The sequence below is a fragment of the Thiemannella venezuelensis genome (genome assembly GCF_014203605.1).
Classification (GTDB): domain Bacteria; phylum Actinomycetota; class Actinomycetes; order Streptosporangiales; family Streptosporangiaceae; genus Planomonospora_A; species Planomonospora_A venezuelensis.
Genome location: NZ_JACHJJ010000010.1, coordinates 172,542 through 192,628, shown reverse-complemented (window position 1 = coordinate 192,628; position 20,087 = coordinate 172,542). Strand labels below are relative to the sequence as shown.

The 20,087-nt window shown below is 73.9% G+C and carries 19 protein-coding genes; 14 read left to right on the top strand and 5 right to left on the bottom strand.

Features of this window, described 5'->3' with window-relative positions:
* The first annotated feature begins 5 nt into the window (after nucleotides 1-5).
* Nucleotides 6-995: a phosphotransferase family protein gene (locus FHS22_RS17125; RefSeq protein WP_184942810.1), complete on the top strand. Its 990-nt coding sequence runs from the start codon at nucleotides 6-8 to the stop codon at nucleotides 993-995.
* Between the two features lie 85 nt (nucleotides 996-1,080).
* Here FHS22_RS17125 and FHS22_RS17120 read toward each other — a convergent pair whose 3' ends face one another.
* Both FHS22_RS17120 and FHS22_RS17115 read right to left on the bottom strand, forming a co-directional pair.
* Nucleotides 1,081-1,377 carry a hypothetical protein gene (locus tag FHS22_RS17120; RefSeq protein ID WP_184942808.1) on the bottom strand — a complete coding sequence of 99 codons (297 nt, stop codon included), beginning with the start codon at nucleotides 1,375-1,377 and terminating at the stop codon, nucleotides 1,081-1,083.
* Between the two features lie 98 nt (nucleotides 1,378-1,475).
* A complete protein-coding gene (locus FHS22_RS17115; protein ID WP_184942807.1) occupies nucleotides 1,476-1,982 on the bottom strand; it encodes a GNAT family N-acetyltransferase in 507 nt (168 codons plus the stop codon).
* 111 nt (nucleotides 1,983-2,093) lie between these two features.
* Here FHS22_RS17115 and FHS22_RS17110 point away from each other — a divergent pair, with 111 nt between their 5' ends.
* The gene (locus FHS22_RS17110) at nucleotides 2,094-3,296 is read left to right on the top strand and encodes an FAD-dependent oxidoreductase (protein ID WP_184942805.1); all 1,203 of its coding nucleotides are present in this window, start codon (nucleotides 2,094-2,096) and stop codon (nucleotides 3,294-3,296) included.
* Between the two features lie 105 nt (nucleotides 3,297-3,401).
* Nucleotides 3,402-4,733: a class II 3-deoxy-7-phosphoheptulonate synthase gene (locus FHS22_RS17105; protein WP_184942804.1), complete on the top strand. Its 1,332-nt coding sequence runs from the start codon at nucleotides 3,402-3,404 to the stop codon at nucleotides 4,731-4,733.
* A gap of 165 nt (nucleotides 4,734-4,898) precedes the next feature.
* Here the strand turns inward: FHS22_RS17105 and trxA are convergent, their stop codons facing one another.
* On the bottom strand, nucleotides 4,899-5,267 hold the full coding sequence (gene trxA, locus FHS22_RS17100) for a thioredoxin (RefSeq protein WP_184942803.1): 369 nt from the start codon (nucleotides 5,265-5,267) through the stop codon (nucleotides 4,899-4,901).
* Between the two features lie 169 nt (nucleotides 5,268-5,436).
* Between trxA and FHS22_RS17095 the strand changes: the two genes are divergently transcribed.
* The gene (locus FHS22_RS17095) at nucleotides 5,437-6,108 is read left to right on the top strand and encodes a class I SAM-dependent methyltransferase (protein WP_184942802.1); all 672 of its coding nucleotides are present in this window, start codon (nucleotides 5,437-5,439) and stop codon (nucleotides 6,106-6,108) included.
* Nucleotides 6,109-6,213: 105 nt separating this feature from the next.
* Here FHS22_RS17095 and FHS22_RS17090 read toward each other — a convergent pair whose 3' ends face one another.
* Nucleotides 6,214-8,565 carry an ExeM/NucH family extracellular endonuclease gene (locus tag FHS22_RS17090; RefSeq protein ID WP_184942801.1) on the bottom strand — a complete coding sequence of 784 codons (2,352 nt, stop codon included), beginning with the start codon at nucleotides 8,563-8,565 and terminating at the stop codon, nucleotides 6,214-6,216.
* Nucleotides 8,566-8,717: 152 nt separating this feature from the next.
* Between FHS22_RS17090 and FHS22_RS17085 the strand changes: the two genes are divergently transcribed.
* Entirely contained in the window at nucleotides 8,718-10,139 is a 1,422-nt protein-coding gene (locus FHS22_RS17085) for a pentapeptide repeat-containing protein (RefSeq protein WP_184942800.1), read from the top strand.
* Nucleotides 10,140-10,275: 136 nt separating this feature from the next.
* Nucleotides 10,276-10,959, top strand: coding sequence for a permease prefix domain 1-containing protein (locus FHS22_RS17080; protein ID WP_184942799.1), 684 nt, complete (start codon nucleotides 10,276-10,278; stop codon nucleotides 10,957-10,959).
* A 91-nt stretch (nucleotides 10,960-11,050) separates the two neighbouring features.
* On the opposite strand, the gene FHS22_RS17075 is transcribed toward FHS22_RS17080, so the two are convergent.
* On the bottom strand, nucleotides 11,051-11,380 hold the full coding sequence (locus tag FHS22_RS17075) for a helix-turn-helix transcriptional regulator (RefSeq protein WP_184942798.1): 330 nt from the start codon (nucleotides 11,378-11,380) through the stop codon (nucleotides 11,051-11,053).
* A 95-nt stretch (nucleotides 11,381-11,475) separates the two neighbouring features.
* On the opposite strand from FHS22_RS17075, the gene FHS22_RS17070 reads away from it, so the two are divergent.
* The 8 genes from FHS22_RS17070 to FHS22_RS17035 all read left to right on the top strand — a co-directional run bounded on the left by FHS22_RS17070 (nucleotide 11,476) and on the right by FHS22_RS17035 (nucleotide 19,993).
* Entirely contained in the window at nucleotides 11,476-12,657 is a 1,182-nt protein-coding gene (locus tag FHS22_RS17070) for a cytochrome ubiquinol oxidase subunit I (protein WP_184942797.1), read from the top strand.
* Between the two features lie 9 nt (nucleotides 12,658-12,666).
* Nucleotides 12,667-13,425 carry a cytochrome d ubiquinol oxidase subunit II gene (locus FHS22_RS17065; protein ID WP_184942795.1) on the top strand — a complete coding sequence of 253 codons (759 nt, stop codon included), beginning with the start codon at nucleotides 12,667-12,669 and terminating at the stop codon, nucleotides 13,423-13,425.
* Nucleotides 13,426-13,463: 38 nt separating this feature from the next.
* On the top strand, nucleotides 13,464-15,296 hold the full coding sequence (gene cydD, locus FHS22_RS17060) for a thiol reductant ABC exporter subunit CydD (protein ID WP_184942793.1): 1,833 nt from the start codon (nucleotides 13,464-13,466) through the stop codon (nucleotides 15,294-15,296).
* Complete coding sequence (gene cydC, locus FHS22_RS17055) at nucleotides 15,293-16,987, top strand: thiol reductant ABC exporter subunit CydC (RefSeq protein WP_184942791.1); 1,695 nt, start codon at nucleotides 15,293-15,295, stop codon at nucleotides 16,985-16,987. Before cydD ends, cydC begins: the two co-directional genes overlap by 4 nt.
* 239 nt (nucleotides 16,988-17,226) lie before the next feature.
* The gene (locus FHS22_RS17050; protein WP_184942789.1) at nucleotides 17,227-17,853 is read left to right on the top strand and encodes a transporter; all 627 of its coding nucleotides are present in this window, start codon (nucleotides 17,227-17,229) and stop codon (nucleotides 17,851-17,853) included.
* Nucleotides 17,850-18,170 carry a transcriptional regulator gene (locus FHS22_RS17045; RefSeq protein ID WP_184942787.1) on the top strand — a complete coding sequence of 107 codons (321 nt, stop codon included), beginning with the start codon at nucleotides 17,850-17,852 and terminating at the stop codon, nucleotides 18,168-18,170. Before FHS22_RS17050 ends, FHS22_RS17045 begins: the two co-directional genes overlap by 4 nt.
* A gap of 24 nt (nucleotides 18,171-18,194) precedes the next feature.
* The gene (locus FHS22_RS17040) at nucleotides 18,195-19,187 is read left to right on the top strand and encodes an ABC transporter ATP-binding protein (RefSeq protein WP_184942785.1); all 993 of its coding nucleotides are present in this window, start codon (nucleotides 18,195-18,197) and stop codon (nucleotides 19,185-19,187) included.
* Between the two features lie 68 nt (nucleotides 19,188-19,255).
* Nucleotides 19,256-19,993: an ABC transporter permease gene (locus tag FHS22_RS17035; protein WP_184942783.1), complete on the top strand. Its 738-nt coding sequence runs from the start codon at nucleotides 19,256-19,258 to the stop codon at nucleotides 19,991-19,993.
* Nucleotides 19,994-20,087: the final 94 nt, after the last annotated feature.

Genomic DNA, 20,087 nt, shown 5'->3' with positions numbered 1-20,087 from the left:
AGGCGATGCAGAGCAGGACCAAACGAGCGCTCACCGCGGCCGAGCTGGACGATCTGCTCCGGCGGGCCCTGGGCGCGGGCGTCGCCTCCTCCGCCGAGCTGTCCGACGGGTTCGCCAACGCGGTCTGGCGGCTGGTCCTCGACGACGGCCGCGAGGTGGTGCTCAAGCTCTCGCCCCCGCCCGAGCTGGAGCAGCTGCGCTACGAGCGGAACCTGCTGCGCGCCGAGGCCATGGTCTACCGGCGGGCCTGCCTGCCCGGGCCCGAGCTGCTGTGCGCCGGGTTCGACGACCCGGTGCTCGGCGGCGACTACCTGATCATGTCCGCGCTGGACGGGGTGGCGTGGAACCGCGCCCCCGAGGCGCCGGCCGGCGTCCTGCGGCGGGAGCTCGGCGGCCACCTGGCCCGGCTGCACACCGTCACCGGCGACGTGTACGGCTACCCGCACGCCCAGCTGACCGGTCCGACCTGGCGCTCGGCCTTCCTGGCGATGACCGGGGCGGTCCTGGACGACGCCGCGCGCTACTCGATCGGGCTGCCGGTCCCCGCCGGCTCCGTCCGGGCGGCCGTCGAGGCCGCGGCCTGGGCCCTGGACGAGGTGACCGTGCCCGCGCTGGTCCACTTCGACGTCTGGCCCGGCAACGTCTTCCTCACCCCGGGATCCCTGAACGGCGGCCCGGCCCGGATCCAGGCGATCATCGATCACGAGCGGGCGTTCTGGGGCGACCCCCTCGCCGACTTCGTCACCCCGACGATCTTCGGTGAGCTCGAGGAGGACGACGAGATCGTGGCCGGGTACCGCGAGGCGGGCGGCGTCGTCCCCTTCGACGAGCGAGCCCGCGTCCGGATGGCCCTCTACCGGCTCTACCTCTGCCTGGTCCTGCTCGCCGAGAACGGCCCGCGGCAGTATCCGGAGGAGGAGTACGCCCCCCTGCGCGACCTCAGCGCCGCCGCACTCGTCCGCGCCCTCGACCTGGTGCGCCCGGCGGCCCGGTAGCGCCGCCCGTCTTCCCCGTCGGCGTCCGGCGGGCGCACGGACGGGCCGCACCCGGCGAGGGTGCGGCCCGTCCGCAGGTGTCCGGCTACACCCGGGCGTGCGAGGGCATCCGGCCCTCGGCGTAGGTGCTGTCGAACATCTCACGCTCCGCCAGCTGGGCGTTGTCGGCGTGGGTCTCCTCGATGCGCAGTGCGATGCCCATGGCGAAGAAGGTCGGCGCCCACTCGCCGATGAAGATGCCCCAGCGGTCGGCCCGGGCGAGGCTGGCGTTCTCCACGTTCTTGGAGGTCAGCCAGGACGCGAACGACAGGCCGACCGATGCGATGCCCGCCCCGTACATCAGGCCGGACTTCACGCCCATCTTGTGAAGCATTCTGATCATTTCTCATCCCCCCGATGATGGTTCGTCCCTATCGTTACCCATCCATATCAGCCTGTAACCGGTCGAACACATATGGAGACCGCCGGGGAAGGCGGCGCTCAGCCGTCCCGCCGGAGCCGGAACATCTCCGCCTCCAGGTCGAAGAAGCGGCGGGTCCTGCCGAGGGGGGTCATGCCGAGCCGTCGGCAGACGGCCATGGACGCCTCGTTGCCCGGCATCACCAGGGCGCAGACCTCCTCCAGCCCGGCCGCGAAGCCGCGCTCCACCGCCCCGCGGGCGGCCTCGGTGGCGTAGCCGTTCCCCCAGGAGTCGGGGTGCAGGTGCCAGCCCACCTCGACCTCCCCGTCGCCGCCGGGGACCGGCCGGAACAGCACGGTCCCGGCGGCGGCCCCGGTCTCGCGGACCTGCACGGCCCAGGAGCCGTAGCGCCGGTCCCGCTCGTGCAGGGCCCGCCAGCCCTGCACCGCCCGGTCCGCGTCGAACTCGAAGGGCGGCAGCCAGCGGGTCACCTCCGGCCGGGTGTAGATGTCGGTCATCCGGTCGAGGTCGGCCCGGTCCTCGGTCCACTCCCGGATGATCAGGCGTTCGGTCTCGTAGACGGTCATGCCGGCCACTCTGCCGCAGCCGGCCCGGCCGCACGTCATCCGCCAGGCGGATCCCCGGGCGCCGTTCCCCCGGAGGACGTTCCGTGCCATAATTTCAATGGGTGATGAATTATGAACCGGAACACATGTGTGATCGCCGGGGGCGGCCCGGCGGGGGCCGTCCTGGCGCTGCTGCTGGCCCGGGCGGGCGTCCGGGTGACGCTCCTGGAGAAGCACGCCGACTTCCTGCGCGACTTCCGCGGTGACACCATCCATCCCTCGACCCTGCAGGTCCTCGACGAGCTCGGCCTGGCCGAGGAGTTCCACCGCCTCCCGCACCGCAAGGCCCGCAGCATGTCGATCCGCACCGACGACGCCGAGATCCCGCTCGCCGACCTGTCGAAGCTCCCGGGCCGCTACCCCTACATCGCGTTCGTCCCGCAGTGGGACTTCCTGGACCTGGTGACCACCGCCGCCGGGCGGTACCCCGGCTTCCGGCTCCTCATGAACGCCGAGGTGACCGGGGTGGTCCGGGAGGGCGGCGCGGTGCGCGGCGTCCACTACCGCGACGCCTCCGGGGAGCACGAGCTGCGGGCCGCGCTCACCGTGGCCGCCGACGGCCGCCGCTCCGACGTGCGCCGGGCCGCCGGGCTGGTCCCGGTCGAGCACGGCGCCCCGATGGACGTGCTCTGGTTCCGGCTGCCCCGCGAGCCCGCCGACCCCGGCGAGACGTTCCTGCGGGTCTCCACCGGCCACCTGATGGTGGCGATCAACCGGGAGGACTACTGGCAGCTGGCCTACGTGATCCCCAAGGGCGGCTTCGCGTCCATGCGGGAAGGGGACGCCGGGGTGCTGCGCGGGCAGGTGGCGCGGATGCTGCCGTTCCTCGGCGACCGGGTCGAGCTGATCAAGGACTTCGGCGACGTCAGCGTGCTGTCGGTGGCGCTCAACCGGCTGCGCCGCTGGCACCGCCCCGGGCTGCTGGTCATCGGCGACGCCGCGCACGCCATGTCCCCGGTCTTCGGCGTCGGCATCAACCTGGCCGTGCAGGACGCGGTGGCCGCCGCCAACCTGCTGGCCGGGCCGCTGCTGGCCGGCGGCGAGATCCCCGAGTCGCTGCTGGCCCGGGTGCAGCGGCGGCGCACCCCGCCGACCGTGATCACCCAGTTCGCCCAGCGCGTGGTCCAGAACCGGCTGATCCGCCCCGTCCTGGCCGGGGACGCCGGAGCCGTACGGCTGCCCGACCTCTCCCGCCTCCCGGCGGCCGCCCCCCTGATCCGCCGCTTCATCGGCCTGGGCGTCCGCCCCGAGCACGTGCGCACGCCCGAGGCGTGACGCGGTCCTGCGACCACCTGCGGAGTCTCACCAGGGAAAAAGACTTTCTCAATACGTGGACATCGAGGTCGGCCAGCCCCGCGGGGTGCAATAGCCTGTCATACCGTGAGCATCAACCACGATTCCTGGCGCCGGCTGCCCGCGGCGCAGCAGCCCGAATGGCCCGACCGCGGCGAGCTGGAGAAGGTCGTCTCCGAGCTGGAGGGACTGCCGCCCCTGGTCTTCGCCGGGGAGTGCGACAACCTCAAGGCGGACCTGGCCGCGGTGGCGCGAGGCGAGGCCTTCGTGCTGCAGGGCGGCGACTGCGCCGAGACGTTCGCGGGGGCCACCGCCGACGCCGTGCGCAACAAGCTCAAGACGCTGCTGCAGATGGCGATCGTGCTCACCTACGCGGCGAAGGTGCCGGTCGTGAAGATCGGCCGGATGGCGGGGCAGTTCGCCAAGCCGCGCTCCAATGGCACCGAGACCCGCGGCGGCGTGGAGCTGCCGGCCTACCGCGGCGACATGGTCAACGGCCTGGAGTTCACGCCCGAGGCCCGCAACCCCGACCCGTGGCGGCTGCTGCGCGCCTACCACTCCTCCGCGGTGACGCTCAACCTGATCCGGGCCTTCACCAAGGGCGGCTACGCCGACCTGCGCCAGGTGCACGCGTGGAACCAGGACTTCGTGGCCGAGTCCCCGGCCGGCAAGCGCTACGAGCAGCTCGCCCGCGAGATCGACCAGGCGCTGGCGTTCATGCGCGCCTGCGGGGCCGACCCCGAGGAGTTCCACACCGTCGAGTTCTACTCCTCGCACGAGGCGCTCATCCTCGACTACGACCAGGCGCTCACCCGGATCGACTCCCGGACCGGCCTGCCGTACGACGTCTCGGCCCACATGGTCTGGATCGGCGAGCGCACCCGCCAGCTCGACCAGGCGCACGTGGAATTCTTCGCGAACATCCGCAACCCCATCGGCGTGAAGCTCGGCCCGACGACCACGCCGGAGGACGCCCTCGCACTAGTCGAGAAGCTGAACCCGGACAACGAGCCGGGCCGCCTGACCTTCATCACCCGGATGGGCGCCTCCAAGATCCGCGACCACCTGCCCTCCCTGGTGGAGAAGGTCACCGCGAGCGGCGCCCAGGTGGCCTGGATCTGCGACCCGATGCACGGCAACACCTTCGAGGCGCCCAGCGGCCACAAGACCCGCCGCCTGGACGACGTGCTGAACGAGGTGGCCGGCTTCTTCGAGGTGCACCGCGCGCTCGGCACGCACCCCGGAGGCATCCACATCGAGTTCACCGGCGACGACGTCACCGAGTGCGTGGGCGGCGGCCAGGAGATCGTCGAGGGCGATCTGGCGCTGCGCTACGAGACGGCCTGCGACCCCCGCCTCAACCGGAGCCAGTCGCTGGACCTCGCCTTCCGCGTGGCCGAGCTCTACCGCTCCGCCTGAGCCCGCGCCTCCCCACGGCCCCGGCGGCCGCGGGGAGGCGGGCGGCCCGCCCCGGATACCGCGAAAGCCCCGCAGCCGTCAGGCCGCGGGGCTTTCCGCATTCCGGCTCCCGCGCGGTCCCGCGCGTCGGGCTCGCACGTCGGTTCTGCGGGCCGGTCCCGCAGGTCAGTTCTGGGCGCCCAGCTCGCTCGCGAGCTCGGTGCGGATCGCGTCCATGTCGAGCGCGCGGACCTGGGTGATCAGGTCCTCCAGGGCGGGCGCGGGCAGCGCGCCGGGCTGGGCGAAGACGACGATGCCGTCGCGGATGGCCATGACGGTCGGGATCGAGGTGATCTCGAACCCCTGGGCCAGCGCCTGCTCCGCCTCGGTGTCGATCTTGCCGAACGTGATGTCCCCGTGCTTCTCGGAGGCCTTCTCGAAGATCGGCCCGAAGGTCCGGCACGGCCCGCACCAGGCCGCCCAGAAGTCCAGCAGGACGATCCCCTGGTCGGCGATCTCGTTGAAGTTCTTCTCGGTTACCTCGATGGTCGCCACCACTGGCTCCTCTTGTTCTCGGGCGTCTGTACGGCTCGCATAACCCCGTACCCCCGCTGAGCATTCCATCCCTCCGTCCCCGGGAAAACCCCGCCCGGCCCGGCTGTCCGCCGCACGGCGGACCGGACCGGAGGGGGTCCCGCGCGGGGCCGGATGGGATCCTGGGCGGATGGGAGAGTCTACGAGCCGCTGGGCGGAGATCACGGGCGGGAACGCCGGGGAGCGGTATGCGGCGCGGTTCGCCGAACTGGCCGCGTCGGGGGCCGACGTGCACGGGGAGGCGCGCCTGTGCGCGACGCTGGCGCCCCCGGGAGCGCGGGTGCTGGACGCCGGGTGCGGCACCGGAAGGGTGGCGATCCGGCTGGCCGAGCTGGGCTACGAGTGCGTGGGCGTCGACATGGACGAGTCCATGCTCGCGGTGGCGCGGAGCCGGGCGCCCGGCCTGGTCTGGGTGACGGGCGACCTCAGTGCCCTCGACGCGGGAGCCCTCGACGCGGGCGCGCCCGCGGGGGATCCTGCGCACGGTCCGGGCGCCGCCCCGGCGAGGCCCTTCGATCTGGTGGTCGCCGCGGGAAACGTGATCCCGCTGCTCGCCCCGGGGAGCGAGGCGGAGGCCGTGCGGCGGCTCGCCGCGGTGCTGCGGCCGGGCGGGACGCTGGTGGCCGGGTTCGGGCTGGACGCCGAGCACCTCCCGATGGCTTCGGCCACCGTCGGACTGGCGGAGTACGACGCGTGGTGCGCGGCGGCGGGACTCGTGCTGGAGCGGCGCCTGGCCACCTGGGACGGGGATCCTTACGACGGCGGCGGGTACGCGGTGAGCGTGCACCGCGGCCGCGGGTGATCCCCCGACTCCCGGAGTCCGGGCCGCCGCCCGGGCGACCGGCGCCGGTGCGGGACCCGCCCCGCCCGTGGCGGCGGGGCGGGTCCCTTCTCCGGGGACGTCCGGCTAGCCCCTGCCGCCCGGCAGGTTCAGGCCGACGACCACCGGGTCGTGGTCGGAGGAGCGGAACGCGTTGGGCTCGTAGAGGCCCGGCGGGTTGTACTCCAGGTTGTAGTCGAGCGCTCTCGGCTCGTCCGAGTTGATGTGCCAGATCGTGGCGCCGGTCACCCGCTTGAGCAGCTGCCTGCCGACCAGGGCGTGGTCGAGCTCGCCGAGCTGGCCCTCGAAGAGGTAGCTGTAGCGCAGCGGCGTCGGGACGAACCGCTTGGTCACGCTGGCCAGGCCGCCGGCCTCCAGGATGTCGATCGGGTCCTCCTCGCCGTAGGCGTTGAGGTCGCCCAGGACCAGCGGGTTGGGCAGGTCCAGGCTGTCGATCAGGCCGAGCGTGGCCTGGGCCTGGCGGACGCGCTCGCCGTTGTAGCAGCTCTGGCCGTCGCCCTGGTCGGCGTCCGGGCCGGTGGCCTCCTCGTCGCAGCCCTTCGACTTGTAGTGGTTGACGAGCACCGTGAACGACTGGCCGCCCTGGGCCCGGCGGAAGGTCTGGATCAGCGGGGGCCGCCGGAAGACCGGGTCCGTCGAGGACTGGGCCGCGCCGACGGGCTGCACCCTGGCGGGCTTGTAGATCATCGCGACGTGGATGACGTCGGTGCCGGGGTACGGGTGGGCGAGCGCCGCGTAGGTGCCGGCGCCGACCTCGGCGTTGAGCGCGTCGACGAGGGCCTGGACCGCGGTCTGGCCGTTGTTCTGGACCTCCATCAGGCCCACCACGTCGGCGTCCATGCCCTTCAGCGCGGCGACCAGCTTGGTCAGCTGCCGCTGCTGCTCCTCGGCGGTGCTCGCGCCGCGCGAGCCCAGGGTGGTGAACCAGTTGAGGGTGTTGAAGCTGGCCACCCTGACGTTGCCGCCCACCGGGAGCGGCTTGGGCAGGCGCGGGCTGGTGCGCAGGAACGTGACCGGCTTGGTCGGCTGGAGCCGGTACTTGCCGAAGCCGTAGCCCAGCACGCCGGTGACGCCGAACGCGGTGTCGCCGAGACGGACCACGCGCGGGTCGGTGTGCGGGATGACCGGCGGGTTCTCCACGGTGGAGCCGTCGTCCACGAGCAGGGTGCGGCGCGCGTTCTTCGCGGCGTCCACGCCCGGCCGGTCGGTCGGCTGGTAGATCCGGCCGTCGGAGGCGAGGTTGATCTCGCCGTAGCGGCCCAGGTTGTAGTGGTCGGTGACGGTGAGCGGCTCGGGGAAGGTGACGAGCATGTTCTCGACCGGCTCGAAGGTCGCGCCCTCGGCCCGCGGAAGGTTCTGCCGGGCCGGGGCGACGGTGCCGGTGCCGCAGACGTCCACGGCGGTGACCGGCGAGAGCTCGGTCCAGCCGCTGAACTCCACGACCCTGCCGGTGACCAGCACGCGGTCACCGACCTTGACGTCCTTGAAGGAGGCGCGGGCGAAGGCGAACAACCCCTCGGAGGTGGCCGGGTCGGCGTCCGGGGTGGGGTCCTGCAGGAAGAACCCGTTGAGCTGGCCGCTCTGCTGGAAGTCGGCGGTCACCACGCCCTCGACGCGGACGGTCTGGCCGGCGATCGGGCTGGCGTCGCCGCCGCCCTGCACCTGGGCGATCTGGTGCGTCGCCGGGGTCTCGCACGGCTCGCCCGTCGGGGTCGGGGTGGGGGTCGGCGTGGGGGTCGGGGTCGGGTCGGCGTCGCCGCAGGGCGCCGGGGCGGTGGCCCGGTTGCGCGGGGCCGGGGCCGCGGCCTCGATGTCGGCGCCGTTGGCGTCGGTGTCGGCGCAGCCGTGGTCCTTGCGGACGCCGGCCGTGGTGCCGGACAGGATGGGGGCGGCGGCGGCGCCCTCGAAGTAGTTGGCGCCGCCGTAGCCGACGAGGTCGGCGATCAGCGCGGTCTGCTCGGGGGTGCAGGGCACGGAGCCGCCGTTGCAGGCCAGCCCTTCGGCCGAGCGGGCGAGGACGACCTTGCCCGCGCTCCCGCTCATGTTGATCCCGCCGGTGCCGTCGGGCGCAGGCAGCGCGGCGCCGTTGGCGCCGCCGGCGAGCTGGACCAGGTGGTACTGGCCGGGCGCGAGGGTGCCGGACAGCGCCACCGTGTTGGCGGCGAAGGTGCCGGTGCCGGTGGCGCTGCCGTACTGGACGGACCAGCCGTCCAGGGCGACCGGTGCGGAGCTGCGGTTGAACAGCTCGACGAAGTCGTTGGCGAACGGGGCGCCGGTGTTGCCGCCGCCGCCGTAGACCTGGCTGATGACGACGGAGCCCGGCGCGGCCAGGGCCGGGGCCGAGGTGAGAGCCGCGGTACCGGCGACGGTGACGCCGACGGCCGCGAGGGCGGCGAGCGCCCGGGATAAAGCACGCATGGCAGGAGCGTAGAGCCCATTCGATCCGCCTACGTCCGCCTATAAGTGGACGGAAGGTGAAATCGGAAAATATTGACACTTGGTGTCGATCCGCGGCGGCCAACATCGGCTTGCCTTGACCTAGCCGCGGGCTTGCGGGGTATCACTGGGATATGCGAACCCTGGATACGGGTTGGGTCACGTGCGCCGCCTCTCCCCAGTGCGCGGGCGCGGCGCGGCAGCCGTACGGCCGCTGCCTGGCCCATCTGGACCACGATGAACTCGACGAGGTCGTAGACGGCCTCTCTCCAGGCTCGCCGGTCGACCTGCGGGGCACCGTCGTGGGCGAGGTCCTGCTGGAGCGGATTCTGTCCGCCACCCGGCGCACCCTGGGCAGGGCCTGGTTCGAGCGGGCCGTCTTCCCGGACGGGGCCCGGTTCGGCGGCGTCGTCTTCGCGGGCGACGTCTCCTTCGATCACGCCGGGTTCCATCGCCTCGCCTCGTTCGTCGAGGCCCGGTTCGCGGGCAACGTCTCCTTCCGCGAGGTGAGATTCGCCCGGGAGCTGTCCCTGCACGGCGTCGCGGTGACAGGGCACGCGGCCTTCGACCGGATGGTCTCCGGCGGCGACGCGCTGTTCGGCACGGCCCGCTTCGGGCGGACCGCCTCGTTCGAGCACGCCGAGTTCCGGGGGTTCGCCGCCTTCGACGGGACCCGGTTCACCGGCGATGCCGCTTTCCGGGGGTGCCGGTTCGGCCGGACGGTGTCGTTCCGCAGGACCGCCTTCGGCGGCACGGCCGGGTTCGAGGCGGTGCGGTTCTCGGCCAGGGCCTACCTGGCGCCGGTCACGGTCGGCAGGCGGCTCACCCTGACCGGGGCCTGGTCGGGCGGCGATCTCCATCTGTCCGCCACGGGTTGCGAGGTGGACCTGCGGCGACTGCACGCGTCCGGGAGGCTGACCGCCGAGGTGGAGGACGCGAGGATCAAGATGGAGGGCGCGGTGCTGCGCGGCCCGGCCGCCGTCACCGGGCGGAGCTCGGCCCGCGCGGCCTCCCGCGTGCCCTCGCTTCATGGCGTCGACGCCGAGGCGCTGGAGCTGGTCCGCCTGGATCTCAGCGCCTGCCGGTTCGCCGGGCTCCTGCATCCCGAACGGCTCCGCCTGACCGGCTGCACGTTCGCCACCACGCCGCGGGGCATGCGCCTCGCCCTGAACTGGCCGCCGCTGCGCTGGTGGACCCGGCGGCGCGTCCTCGCCGACGAGCACACCTGGCGAGGCTGGTCCTCCTCGGAGACCGACCCGCAGGCCCCGCACCGGCTTGCGGCGCTCTACTCCCGGCTGCGAGCGGGAGTGGACGACGCGGCCGTCGCCGCCGACTTCCGTTTCGGCGCGATGGAGATGCGCCGGCTCGCCAGCCGCTCCCCCGGCCGCTGGCTGCTCTCCCTCCACTGGGTGGTCAGCGGGTACGGCCTGCGGATGCGGCGCGTCCTGGGCTGGTCCGTCCTGGCCGCGGTCCTCGCCGCGGGGAGCCTCCTGGCGACCTCGGCCACGCACACCGCCCGGCACGCCCCCTTCCCACCGGCCCACCTCTCACACTGAGGGTCGTCGTTGCCGGAAGATCCGGACTTCCGCGGATCCGGGTCATCTCAGGGTCGTCCCGGATGCGGAACCCCCTCAGGAGGACCAGGATGGGTGCCGAAGACCCCGGAGGGGGGACCGCGCACCTGGAGAGATCATGGCGAGCACCGGAGTCATCGACGACTACGTCACCGGTCTCAGCCGTGCGCTCAGGGGGCCGAGAGGCGCCAAGCTCGACCTGGTGGCCGAGGCGCGCGACAGCCTGCTCGACGCCGCCGAGGCCATGGAGCACGACGGCCTGGACCGGGCCGAGGCCGAACGGGCGGCGGTCGAGGAGTTCGGCACGATCGCCGAGATCGCGCCGGGATACCAGGAGGAGCTCTCGGCCTCCGCGGGCCGCAGGCTGGCCGTGCTGCTCTTCCTCGCCGTGCCGCTCACCGCGCTCATGTGGACCCTGATCTGGAAGCTGTTCCCGATGGACCCGGTCTCCTACGCGGCCAAGCCCGCCTGGTTCGTCCCGGTGGCCCGTGCCGTGGACGTCCTGCAGCTGGGCCTCGGCGTGATGGGGGCCCTCGCGCTCTTCGCACTCGGCCGGGGACGGCGCAGGATGCGGCGGCCGCGGCTGGTCTCCCGGGCGCTGGCGCTGCTCGTCTGGACCATGCTGCCGGTCATGCTCGTGCTGTGCGGCGCCCTGATGTACGGCTCCGGCAGACCGGCCGGCCTCTCCGGCTACCCGCCCGGCATCGCGGCCTCGGTGGTGAGCTACGGGTTCTGGGGCCTGCAGGTCTACTGCGCGACGCGCTGCATCGGCGCCACCCGGCACCGGCCCGCCGCCGCCTGAAACCCGCCCCGCCGCTCGTTCGCCGGCCGCCGCAGCGCCTCTCCCGTCCGATCGGCGCCTTCGTCTGACGGTGCGTCCCGGAGCGGCGCCCTCACTTCGCGGAGCGCGGCTCCAGGACGCTGCCGATCGTGCTGGCGAACCGCTGCCAGGCCGAGCGCTCGCCGGCGAGGGCCGTACGGCCCGCGGAGGTGAGCCGGTAGGTGCGGCGCTTGCGCCCGCCCACCGTGGCCCACTCGCTCGCCAGATATCCGGCCTGCTCCAGCCTGCGCAGGGCGGGGTAGACCGTGCCGGTCGGCACGGCCAGGACGCCGCCGCTGCGCTCCTGCAGCGCTTCGATGATCGCGTATCCGTGCAGGGGCTCGCTCTCCAGGACGGAGAGCAGCAGGGCGTCCATGTGCCCGCGGAGCGCGTCGGTGTTCACGTCGTCACCCTACCTCTCGAATAGACAGCCTACATGTAGATGAGCTACATGTAGAGTGTCTATAGGTAGACAGGCACAACAACGGAGGTGGCGCCATGGACGTGCTCGACCTGGCCCGGACGCAGTTCGCGGTGACGGGAAGCCTGCACTTCCTGTTCGTCGTGCTGACGCTGGGCCTGGCCCCCCTCGTGGCGATCATGCAGACCGTCTGGACCGTCAGGGGCAATCCGGTGCACGAGCGGATGACCCGCTTCTGGGGCCAGATCTACGTGATCAACTACGCGCTCGGCATCGTCACCGGCCTGGTGATGGAGTTCCAGTTCGGACTGAACTGGAGCGGGCTGTCGCACTACGCGGGAGACGTCTTCGGCGCGCCACTGGCGATCGAGACGCTCGGCGCGTTCTTCCTGGAGTCCACGTTCCTCGGCCTGTGGATCTTCGGCTGGCACCGGCTGCCCCGCGGCCTCCACCTGGCGTGCATCTGGATCGTCACGCTGACCGCCTACGCCTCGGCGTTCTGGATCATGGTGGCCAACTCGTTCCTGCAGAACCCGGCCGGGACCGTGGACCGGGGCGGCCACCTGGAGCTGGTCGACTTCGGCGCGCTGCTCACCAACCCGATGCTGACCATGGCACTCCCGCACGTGATCGGCGCGGCCCTGCTCACCGGCGGATCCGTGGTCATGGGGGCCAGCGCCTACAACCTGTTCCGCAGGACCGCCGAGCAGGAGTTCTTCACGAAGTCCCTCCGGCTCGGGGTGGCCGTCGCCGCGGTCGGCGTCGCGGTCACGGTCGCGTTCGGCTTCGCGCAGTTCGGCCCGGTCGGGCAGTTCCAGCCGGGCAAGTTCGACGACAAGCCGCTGGCCGGGGCGGGACTCGGCTTCATGATCCTGATCGGCGAGCTGCTCCAGTTCGTCATCGTGCTCTTCCTCCTGCCCGTGATCCGCTGGCTGCCGCGCTGGCGGTGGGCCCACCCGATCGTGATGCTGGTCACCCCGCTGCCGTTCCTCGCCGCGGTCCTCGGCTGGCTCGCCCGCGAGGCCGGCCGCCAGCCCTGGCTGATCCACGGGAAGCTGACCGTGGCCGACGCGATGTCCCCGGGGCTCACCTCAGGGATGGTCACCGCCTCCCTCATCGCCTTCACCGCCGTGCTGGGCCTGCTCGCGGTGGTCGACTACGTCCTCATCGGCCGTGTGGTGCGCCGCGGCCCCGCCACCGTCGCCCTGGGCGCCGGCCCCGCCCCCGAACCCGAGCGCGCCGCCGCGCTGAGCCTGTAAGGAGACACCGTGGACATCCTCTGGTTCGGCGTCCTCGCCGTCCTGCTGCTCGGTTACTTCGCCCTGGAGGGCTCCGGCATCGGCCTCGGCATGCTCCTGCCCGTCCTCGGCAGGGACCAGGAGGGCCGGGACCGCGTCGTCGCCGCGATGGCGCCGTTCGTCCTGGCCAACGAGGTCTGGCTGGTGGCGGTGGCCGGGGTGCTCTTCGGCGCCTACCCGCGCGCCGAGGGCGAGGTCCTGTTCGGCCTCTACCCGCTGGTCGTCTCGCTGCTGGTCTCGTGGATCGTGCGCGACGCCGGGCTCTGGTTCCGGCGCCGCCTGGACGGCCGCGCCTGGCGCGCCGGGTGGGACGGGGCGATCTGCCTCGGCTCCTGCGGCCTGGCGTTCAGCTGGGGCGCCGCCCTGGTCGCGTCGGCGAACGGGATGTCGATCACCCCGCTCGGGCTCGCCGGAGGGGCCGCGGTCGCCGCGGCGCTCGCCTTCCACGGCTGGACCTTCGCCTCCTGGCGGCTGCCCGGGCGGGTGACGGGCGCGAGCCGGGGCACCGGGGCGCTGCTCGTCTCGGCCTGCGCGGCCGCCGCACCCGCCGCGGCGCTGCTGGCCGGGGCCGCCCCGTGGCTCCTGGAGCGCACCGCCCCCGCCGATACGCTGACTGTGCTCAATCTCATGATTCTTCCGTTCGCGCCGCTCATGGTGGCCGGGCAAGTATGGGTGTGGCGCACGTTCGGTCCCGGGCGGGCACCGGAACGCATCCCGTCCTTCTTCTAGGGCTCCTCCGGAGACCCCGGACTCCTCGTAAGGCACGCATGCACAAGGATCTCCTCCGGCTGGCGCGGGGCGAGCGGACCGTCCGCCGCCACCTGGCCCTCTGCCTGGCCGCCGCGGCCGGGGCCGGGCTGCTCGTCCTGGTCCAGGCCGAACTGCTGGCCGGGGTGCTGTCCGGCCGGTTCGCGGCCTCGGCCCTCGCCCTCCTGGCCCTGGTGGCCGGCGCCCGGGGGGTGCTCGGCCTGGTGCAGGGCGTGGCGGCCGGGCACATGACGACCGCGGTGAAGTCGGTCCTGCGCCACCGGCTGCTGGCACGGCTGCGGGACCTGGGCCCGGCCCGGCTGACCTCGCACCGCTCCGGCGAGCTGGTGACGCTGACCGGCCGGGGCCTGGACGCCCTCGACCCCTACCTGAACGGCTACCTCCCGGCGGTCGCGGTGGCGGGCGTCGTGCCGGTCGCGGTGCTCGTCCGGTTGTTCACCGCCGACCTGGCCAGCGCGGTGATCGTGCTCGTCACGCTCCCGCTGATCCCGATCTTCGGTGCGCTGGTCGGCATGCACACCAAGACCGTCACCGAACGCCAGTGGCGGGCCCTGTCCCGCCTCGGCGGGCACTTCCTGGACGTGGTCCGGGGCCTGCCCACGCTGCGCGCCTTCGGCCGTGCCCGCTACCAGGCGGACGTGATCCGGCGGGTCGCCGACGAGCACCGGGCCGCGACGATGCGCACGCTCCGGGTTGCGTTCCTGTCGTCGCTGGTGCTGGAACTGGCCGCCTCGCTCTCGCTGGCGCTGGTCGCGGTCCCGATCGGCCTGCGGCTGCTGGGCGGATCGCTGGACCTGACGACCGGGCTGCTGGTCCTGCTGCTGGCCCCGGAGGCGTACCTGCCGCTGCGGAACATGGGCAACCGGTTCCACGCGGCGATGGAGGGGGTCGCCGCCGCCGACCAGGCCTTCGCCGTACTGGACAGGGAGGCCGTCGCGGACGGGGAGGCCGGGCCCGGCGGAAAGGCCGCGGCGGGCGACACCGCCGTACCGGACGCGGAGAGCCCGGCCCGGGACGCCTCGGCGCCGGGCGCGGGACCGGACGGCGGGGCGGCGCCGGACGCGTCCCGCGCCGGGAGCCCGGAGATCCGGCTGGAGAACGTCACGGTGCGCTACCCCGGCCGCGAGGAGGCCGCGCTGGAGGACGTCTCCCTGGTGATCGCGCCGGGCGAGCGGGTGGCGCTGGTCGGCGAGAGCGGCGCGGGCAAGAGCACCCTGCTCCACCTGCTGCTCGGCTTCGTCTCCCCGGAGAGCGGGCGCGTGCTGGTCGGCGGGACCGAGCTCGCCGCCGGATCCTGGCGGCCCGCGTTCGTGCCGCAGCGCCCGCACCTGTTCGCCGTCTCGGTGGCCGACAACATCCGGCTCGGCTCCCCCGGCGCGACGATGGAGGAGGTCCGGACGGCGGCCCGCGCCGCGCACGCCGACGGATTCGCGACGGAGCTGCCGGAGGGCTACGACACGGTGCTCGGCGAGCGCGGCGCGAACCTCTCGGCCGGGCAGCGGCAGCGGGTCGCGCTGGCCCGCGCCTTCTGCCTGCCCGCGGCGGACGCCCTGCTGCTGGACGAGCCGACCGCACGGCTCGACGGCCGGAGCGAGGCCGCGATCGTGGCCGCCACCCGCGACCTCGCCGAAGGGCGGACCGCGGTGATCGTGGCCCACCGGCCCGCGATGATCGGCCTGGCCGACCGGGTGGTCCGGATCGACGGCGGACGGATCGTGTCCGACCGGAAGGTCTCCCGCGACGACGGCCCGGGCGGTCCGGACGGCGGTGTCCCCCATGACGGCGGTTCGGACGGCGGTGTCCCCCTGACGCGGACCGGAGGGTCGCGATGAGCCGGACGGGTGGGCGGCTCGCCCTGGCGATGGCGGCCGGAGCCGCGGCGGAACTGGCCGGGCTGGCGCTGATCGGGTCGGCCGCGTGGCTCATCACCAGGGCGGCCGAGCAGCCGCCGCTGGCCGCGCTGAGCGTGGCGATCGTCGGGGTGCGCGCGTTCGCGACGAGCAAGGGCGTGTTCCGGTACGGCGAGCGCCTGGCCGGGCACGACGTCGCGCTCCGCGCCCAGGCGGCCACCCGGGAGGACCTCTACCGGGCGCTCATCCCGGCCGGCCCTCGGGACCGGCACGGCGCCGACCTGCTCAGCCGGATGGTCGACGACACCGACGCGGTCCAGGACCTGCTGGTCAGAGGCCTCCTCCCGGGGGTCGCGGCACTGGTGACCGGCCTGGCGGCGGTCGTGCTCGGGCTCTTCCTGCTCCCGGCGGCGGCGCTGGTGCTGCTGGCCGGGCTGGTGGTCGCCGGCGTCGTGCTCCCCGCCGGGGTGACCGCGGCCACGCGGCGCCGGGCGGCGCGGATCGCCCCGGCCCGGGCCGAGCTGGCCGCCCGGGTCGCCGACCTGCTGCACGGGGCCGCCGACCTGGCCGCCTACGGGGCGGGCGGGCGGGCCCTGGCCGCCTCCGCCGAGGCCGGCGCCCGGCTGGCCGCGCTGGAGCGGGGCCAGGCCCGGGTGAACGCGGTCGCCGCCTGCCTGGGCGTGCTCACCCAGGTGCTGACCGTCGCCGGAGTCGTGCTGGCGGCCCGGGCGGCGGACGCCGGATCCGTGGCGACCGCCGTGCTCGCGCTGACCTCGCTGGTCGCCTTCGAGCCCGTGCTGCCGATGGCGGCGGCCGCCGAGCGGATGGCCGGGGTGCTCGCCGCCCTGCGCCGCCTGCGGGAGGTCCGCGCGACCCCGCCCGCCGTCGCGGAGCCCGCGACCCCGCGCGCCGTCCCCGGCGGACCGCTCGCGGTGGAGGTCGAGGACCTGGTCGTCCGGCACGCGCCCGGCCGCCCTCCCGCCCTGAACGGCGTCTCCCTGGCCCTCACCCCGGGCAGGCGGGTGGCGGTCGTCGGTCCGAGCGGCGCGGGCAAAAGCACCCTGCTGGCGGCCCTGATGCGCCTGGTGGAGCCCGAGTCCGGCACGATCCGGCTGCGTTCCGGGGAGGGGCCGGCGAGCGATCTGCGGGAGCTGCCCTCGGACGAGGCCCGGCGGATGATGACGGGCCTGACCCAGGACCCCTACGTGTTCCAGGCCTCGCTCCGGGACAACCTGCGGCTGGCCGGGCCGGAGGCCGGCGAGGAGGAGCTGGCGGAGGCCGTACGGCGGGCGCGGCTGGAGGAGTGGGTGGAGCGGACCGGGTGGGACGCCCCGCTCGGGGAGGACGGGCGGACGGTGTCCGGCGGGCAGCTGCAGCGGCTGGCGCTGGCGCGGGCGCTGCTGAACGACCCGCCCGTGCTGCTGCTGGACGAACCCGCCGAGGCCCTTGACGAGGAGACCGCCGACGCGCTCATGGCCGACCTGCTCGACGCCACCCGGGGCCGTACGACGCTGCTGGTCACGCACCGGCTGCGCGGCCTGGAGGAGGTGGACGAGATCGTCGTGCTGGAGAACGGCTCGGTCGTCCAGCGGGGCACCCACGGCGAGCTGGTGGGCGCCCCCGGCTACTACCGGGACCTGTGGCGCTCGGAGGCGCTGGTCGCCCGGCGTTAGCCCCGCGGCGGCCGCGGCGGAGGGGACGGGCGGCCGAGCAGGACTCCCGCCGCCGGGTGCCGGCGCAGCGCGCAGACGGCGCCCACCGGCTCCGGGCCGGGAGCGGGAACGGCGGCGGGCTGCGTGTCGGCGATCCGGGTGCCGGCCGGCCCGGGGGTTGAGTTGGAAGCACAGTGTGGTTTACAGTTCAAACCACATGGTTTGCGACACAAACTGCTTTGAGCTCCCAAGGGGGTCGCGTGGACGACGACGAGCGGGTGCTGAGCCCGGAGGAGACGCTCCGGCTGATCGAGCAGCAGGGCGCCACAGCGGCGCACCGGCTCATGCCCGACCCGGTGCCGCACTACCTGGCGTGGGGTGTCGCCTGGTTCGTCGGGTTCGGCGTGCTCTTCCTCCACCACGGCCTGTCCGGCACGCCGTACGCGCCGGTCCCCCTCGGCGTCGCGCTGGCGCTGCTGTTCGGGCTGATGGCGATGGCCATGCTGATCAGCGCGATGACGATGTGGCAGCTGCGCAGTCCGGTGCGCGGCGTGTCCCAGGAGCGCGGCATGATGTACGGCTTCGCCTGGGGCTTCGGCTTCTTCGCCATGTGGATGATCGCCGTCCGTTTCGGCCAGCTCCTTCCCGGGTCTGAGCGGAACCTGCTCTGGGCGAGCCTTTCGATGATGGTGGTCGCCGTCCTCTACATGGCGGGCGGAGCCATCTGGCTCGTCCGGCCGATGTTCGTCCTCGGCGCGGGGCTGGCCGTGCTCAACGCGGTCGGCACCGCCGCCGGACCGGGCTGGCACGCCCTGCTGATGTCGGTGGGCGCGGGGGGCGGGTCCGTCGTCGCCGGGCTCGTGCTCCGCCGGAGGATGCGCGCATGACGCCCGAGCTCGACCCGGTGATCCACGCGCAGGCCCGGCTGCGGGTGGTCGTCACTCTCAACACCCTGCCGGAGGGCGACCGGATCGCCTTCCCCGGCCTGAAGGACCTCCTCGGCATGACGGCGGGAAACCTCTCGGTGCACCTGAGCAAGCTGGAGGAGGCCGGATACGTGGAGATCACCAAGACCCACAGGGGGCGCACCCCTGTCACCTATGTGGCCCTCACCCGCCGGGGGCGCGTCGCGTTCGAGGACTACACCGCGGCGATCCGCGGGCTGCTGGACACCTCGGTGCCGCCTGCGTCCGGCGTCACCTGACCCCCTCAGAGAGAGGCCCTTCCGATGACGGAATCCACAGCGGCACCGATCACCGCTCCGGCGGAGACCCCCGGGGCCGGAGACAGCGCGCGGCCGGCGGCGGCCCGGACTCCCGCGGCGGGAGCGGAGGCCGGGCCGGAGACGCTGGCGCGCGCCGTCGGCGTCAGCCGGCGCTACGGGGACGTCCTGGCGCTGGACGAGCTCTCCCTCGACATCCGCTCCGGCGAGCTGGTCGGCCTGCTCGGCCCGAACGGCGCCGGCAAGTCCACCCTGATCAACCTGTTCGTCGGGCTGCGCAGGCCGAGCTCCGGCCGGGTCGAACTGCTCGGCGGCTCCCCCGCCGACCCCGCGCGGCGGCTGAGCATCGGCGTCACCCCGCAGGAGACCGGCCTCCCGCCGACGCTGCGGGTCCGCGAGGTCGTGGACTTCGTCGCCGCGCACTTCCCGCGGAGCGTGGAGCGCGGGGCGCTGCTGGAGCGGTTCGGCCTGTCCGGGCTGGAGCGCCGCCAGATCGGCGGGCTGTCCGGCGGGCAGAAGCGGCGGCTCGCGGTGGCGCTGGCGTTCGTCGGCGATCCGCGGATGGTCTTCCTGGACGAGCCGACCACGGGCCTGGACGTCGAGGCGCGGCGGTCGTTGTGGGAGGCCATCCGGCACTTCCACGCCGAAGGCGGCACCGTGGTGCTGACCAGCCACTACCTGGAGGAGGTCGAGGCGCTCGCCGAGCGGGTCGTGGTCATCGGCCGAGGCCGGGTGCTCGCCGACGGCAGCACGGCGGAGGTCCGGGACATCGCGGGCGTCCGCCGGGTCACCATGACCGCCGACGACCTTCCCGACCTGCCCGGCGTGCTCGGCACCGAGCGCGACGGGGACCGGATCCACCTGCTCACCTCCGACGCCGACGCCCTGGTCCGGGCGCTGGTCCGGGCCGAGGCCCGCTTCTCCGGCCTGGAGGTCCGCCCCACCTCGCTGGAGGAGGCCTTCCTGACCATCACCGCCCGCGAGTCCCCGGCCGCCTGACGCGCGGCCCGCGCACCGCCGTACGGCCCGGTCTCCCGGCCGCCCACCCGCACGAGAGGACCGCCCCCATGTCCCTTCTTCTCACCCATGCCCGGTACCAGTTCCTGGAGACCGTCCGCGTGCCCATCGCGGTGATCGGCAACGGTTTCTTCCCCGCCGCCTCGATGCTCTTCTTCGTGGTGCCCTTCGCCGGGGACCACCCCGTCGGCGCGACGATGGCCACCGCGTCCATGATGATCTTCGCGGTGATGTCCAGCGGCCTTTTCACCCACGGCCTGGGCGTCGCCGAGGACCGCGCCCAGCCCTGGGACCCGTACACCCGCACCCTGCCCGCCGGGCCGTGGCCGAGGCTGGGCGGCCGGATCCTCAACGCGGTGGCCATGACCCTCATCGGGGTCGTGCCGGTGCTGCTCGTCTCCGCGCTGCTCACCGAGGCCACCGTGACACCGGTCCGGCTGCTGCTCGGCCTGGGCGCCCTGCTGGTCGCGTCGGTCCCGTTCCAGCTCCTGGGGCTGTTCATCGGCTACGCGCTGCCGTCCAAGGCCGCGATCGCGGTGGTGCAGCTCACCCTGTTCCCGATGGCGGTGGGCGGCGGCCTGCTGACGAACCCGGTGGACGCCCCGGCGTTCATCGACGCGGTCGCGCCCTTCCTGCCCAGCCGGGGCGCGGTCGAGCTGGTCTGGGCGGCGATCGGCCACGGCACCCCCGGCACGCTGCCCCTGGTCATGTTCGGCGTCTGGACGGCGGCCGCCGGGGCCCTTGCCGCGTGGGCCTACCGCCGCGACGAGGGCAACCGCTTCCGCTGAGGGTCCGCCCGGAGACGCCTCCCCCGACGAGACGTTCAGGCGGGGGCGCCGTCCGGACCCCGCAGCGGTCCGGACGGCGCCCCCGCCCTCCGCG

Excerpts from the sequence above, each read along its gene's own strand:
- FHS22_RS17125 (WP_184942810.1), top strand. The coding sequence starts at position 6 with ATGCAGAGCAGGACCAAACGAGCGCTCACCGCGGCCGAGCTGGACGAT.
- FHS22_RS17120 (WP_184942808.1), bottom strand. The coding sequence starts at position 1,377 with ATGATCAGAATGCTTCACAAGATGGGCGTGAAGTCCGGCCTGATGTAC.
- FHS22_RS17115 (WP_184942807.1), bottom strand. The coding sequence starts at position 1,982 with ATGACCGTCTACGAGACCGAACGCCTGATCATCCGGGAGTGGACCGAG.
- FHS22_RS17110 (WP_184942805.1), top strand. The coding sequence starts at position 2,094 with ATGAACCGGAACACATGTGTGATCGCCGGGGGCGGCCCGGCGGGGGCC.
- FHS22_RS17095 (WP_184942802.1), top strand. The coding sequence starts at position 5,437 with ATGGGAGAGTCTACGAGCCGCTGGGCGGAGATCACGGGCGGGAACGCC.
- FHS22_RS17090 (WP_184942801.1), bottom strand. The coding sequence starts at position 8,565 with ATGCGTGCTTTATCCCGGGCGCTCGCCGCCCTCGCGGCCGTCGGCGTC.
- FHS22_RS17085 (WP_184942800.1), top strand. The coding sequence starts at position 8,718 with ATGCGAACCCTGGATACGGGTTGGGTCACGTGCGCCGCCTCTCCCCAG.
- FHS22_RS17080 (WP_184942799.1), top strand. The coding sequence starts at position 10,276 with ATGGCGAGCACCGGAGTCATCGACGACTACGTCACCGGTCTCAGCCGT.
- FHS22_RS17070 (WP_184942797.1), top strand. The coding sequence starts at position 11,476 with ATGGACGTGCTCGACCTGGCCCGGACGCAGTTCGCGGTGACGGGAAGC.
- cydD (WP_184942793.1), top strand. The coding sequence starts at position 13,464 with ATGCACAAGGATCTCCTCCGGCTGGCGCGGGGCGAGCGGACCGTCCGC.
- cydC (WP_184942791.1), top strand. The coding sequence starts at position 15,293 with ATGAGCCGGACGGGTGGGCGGCTCGCCCTGGCGATGGCGGCCGGAGCC.
- FHS22_RS17045 (WP_184942787.1), top strand. The coding sequence starts at position 17,850 with ATGACGCCCGAGCTCGACCCGGTGATCCACGCGCAGGCCCGGCTGCGG.
- FHS22_RS17040 (WP_184942785.1), top strand. The coding sequence starts at position 18,195 with ATGACGGAATCCACAGCGGCACCGATCACCGCTCCGGCGGAGACCCCC.
- FHS22_RS17035 (WP_184942783.1), top strand. The coding sequence starts at position 19,256 with ATGTCCCTTCTTCTCACCCATGCCCGGTACCAGTTCCTGGAGACCGTC.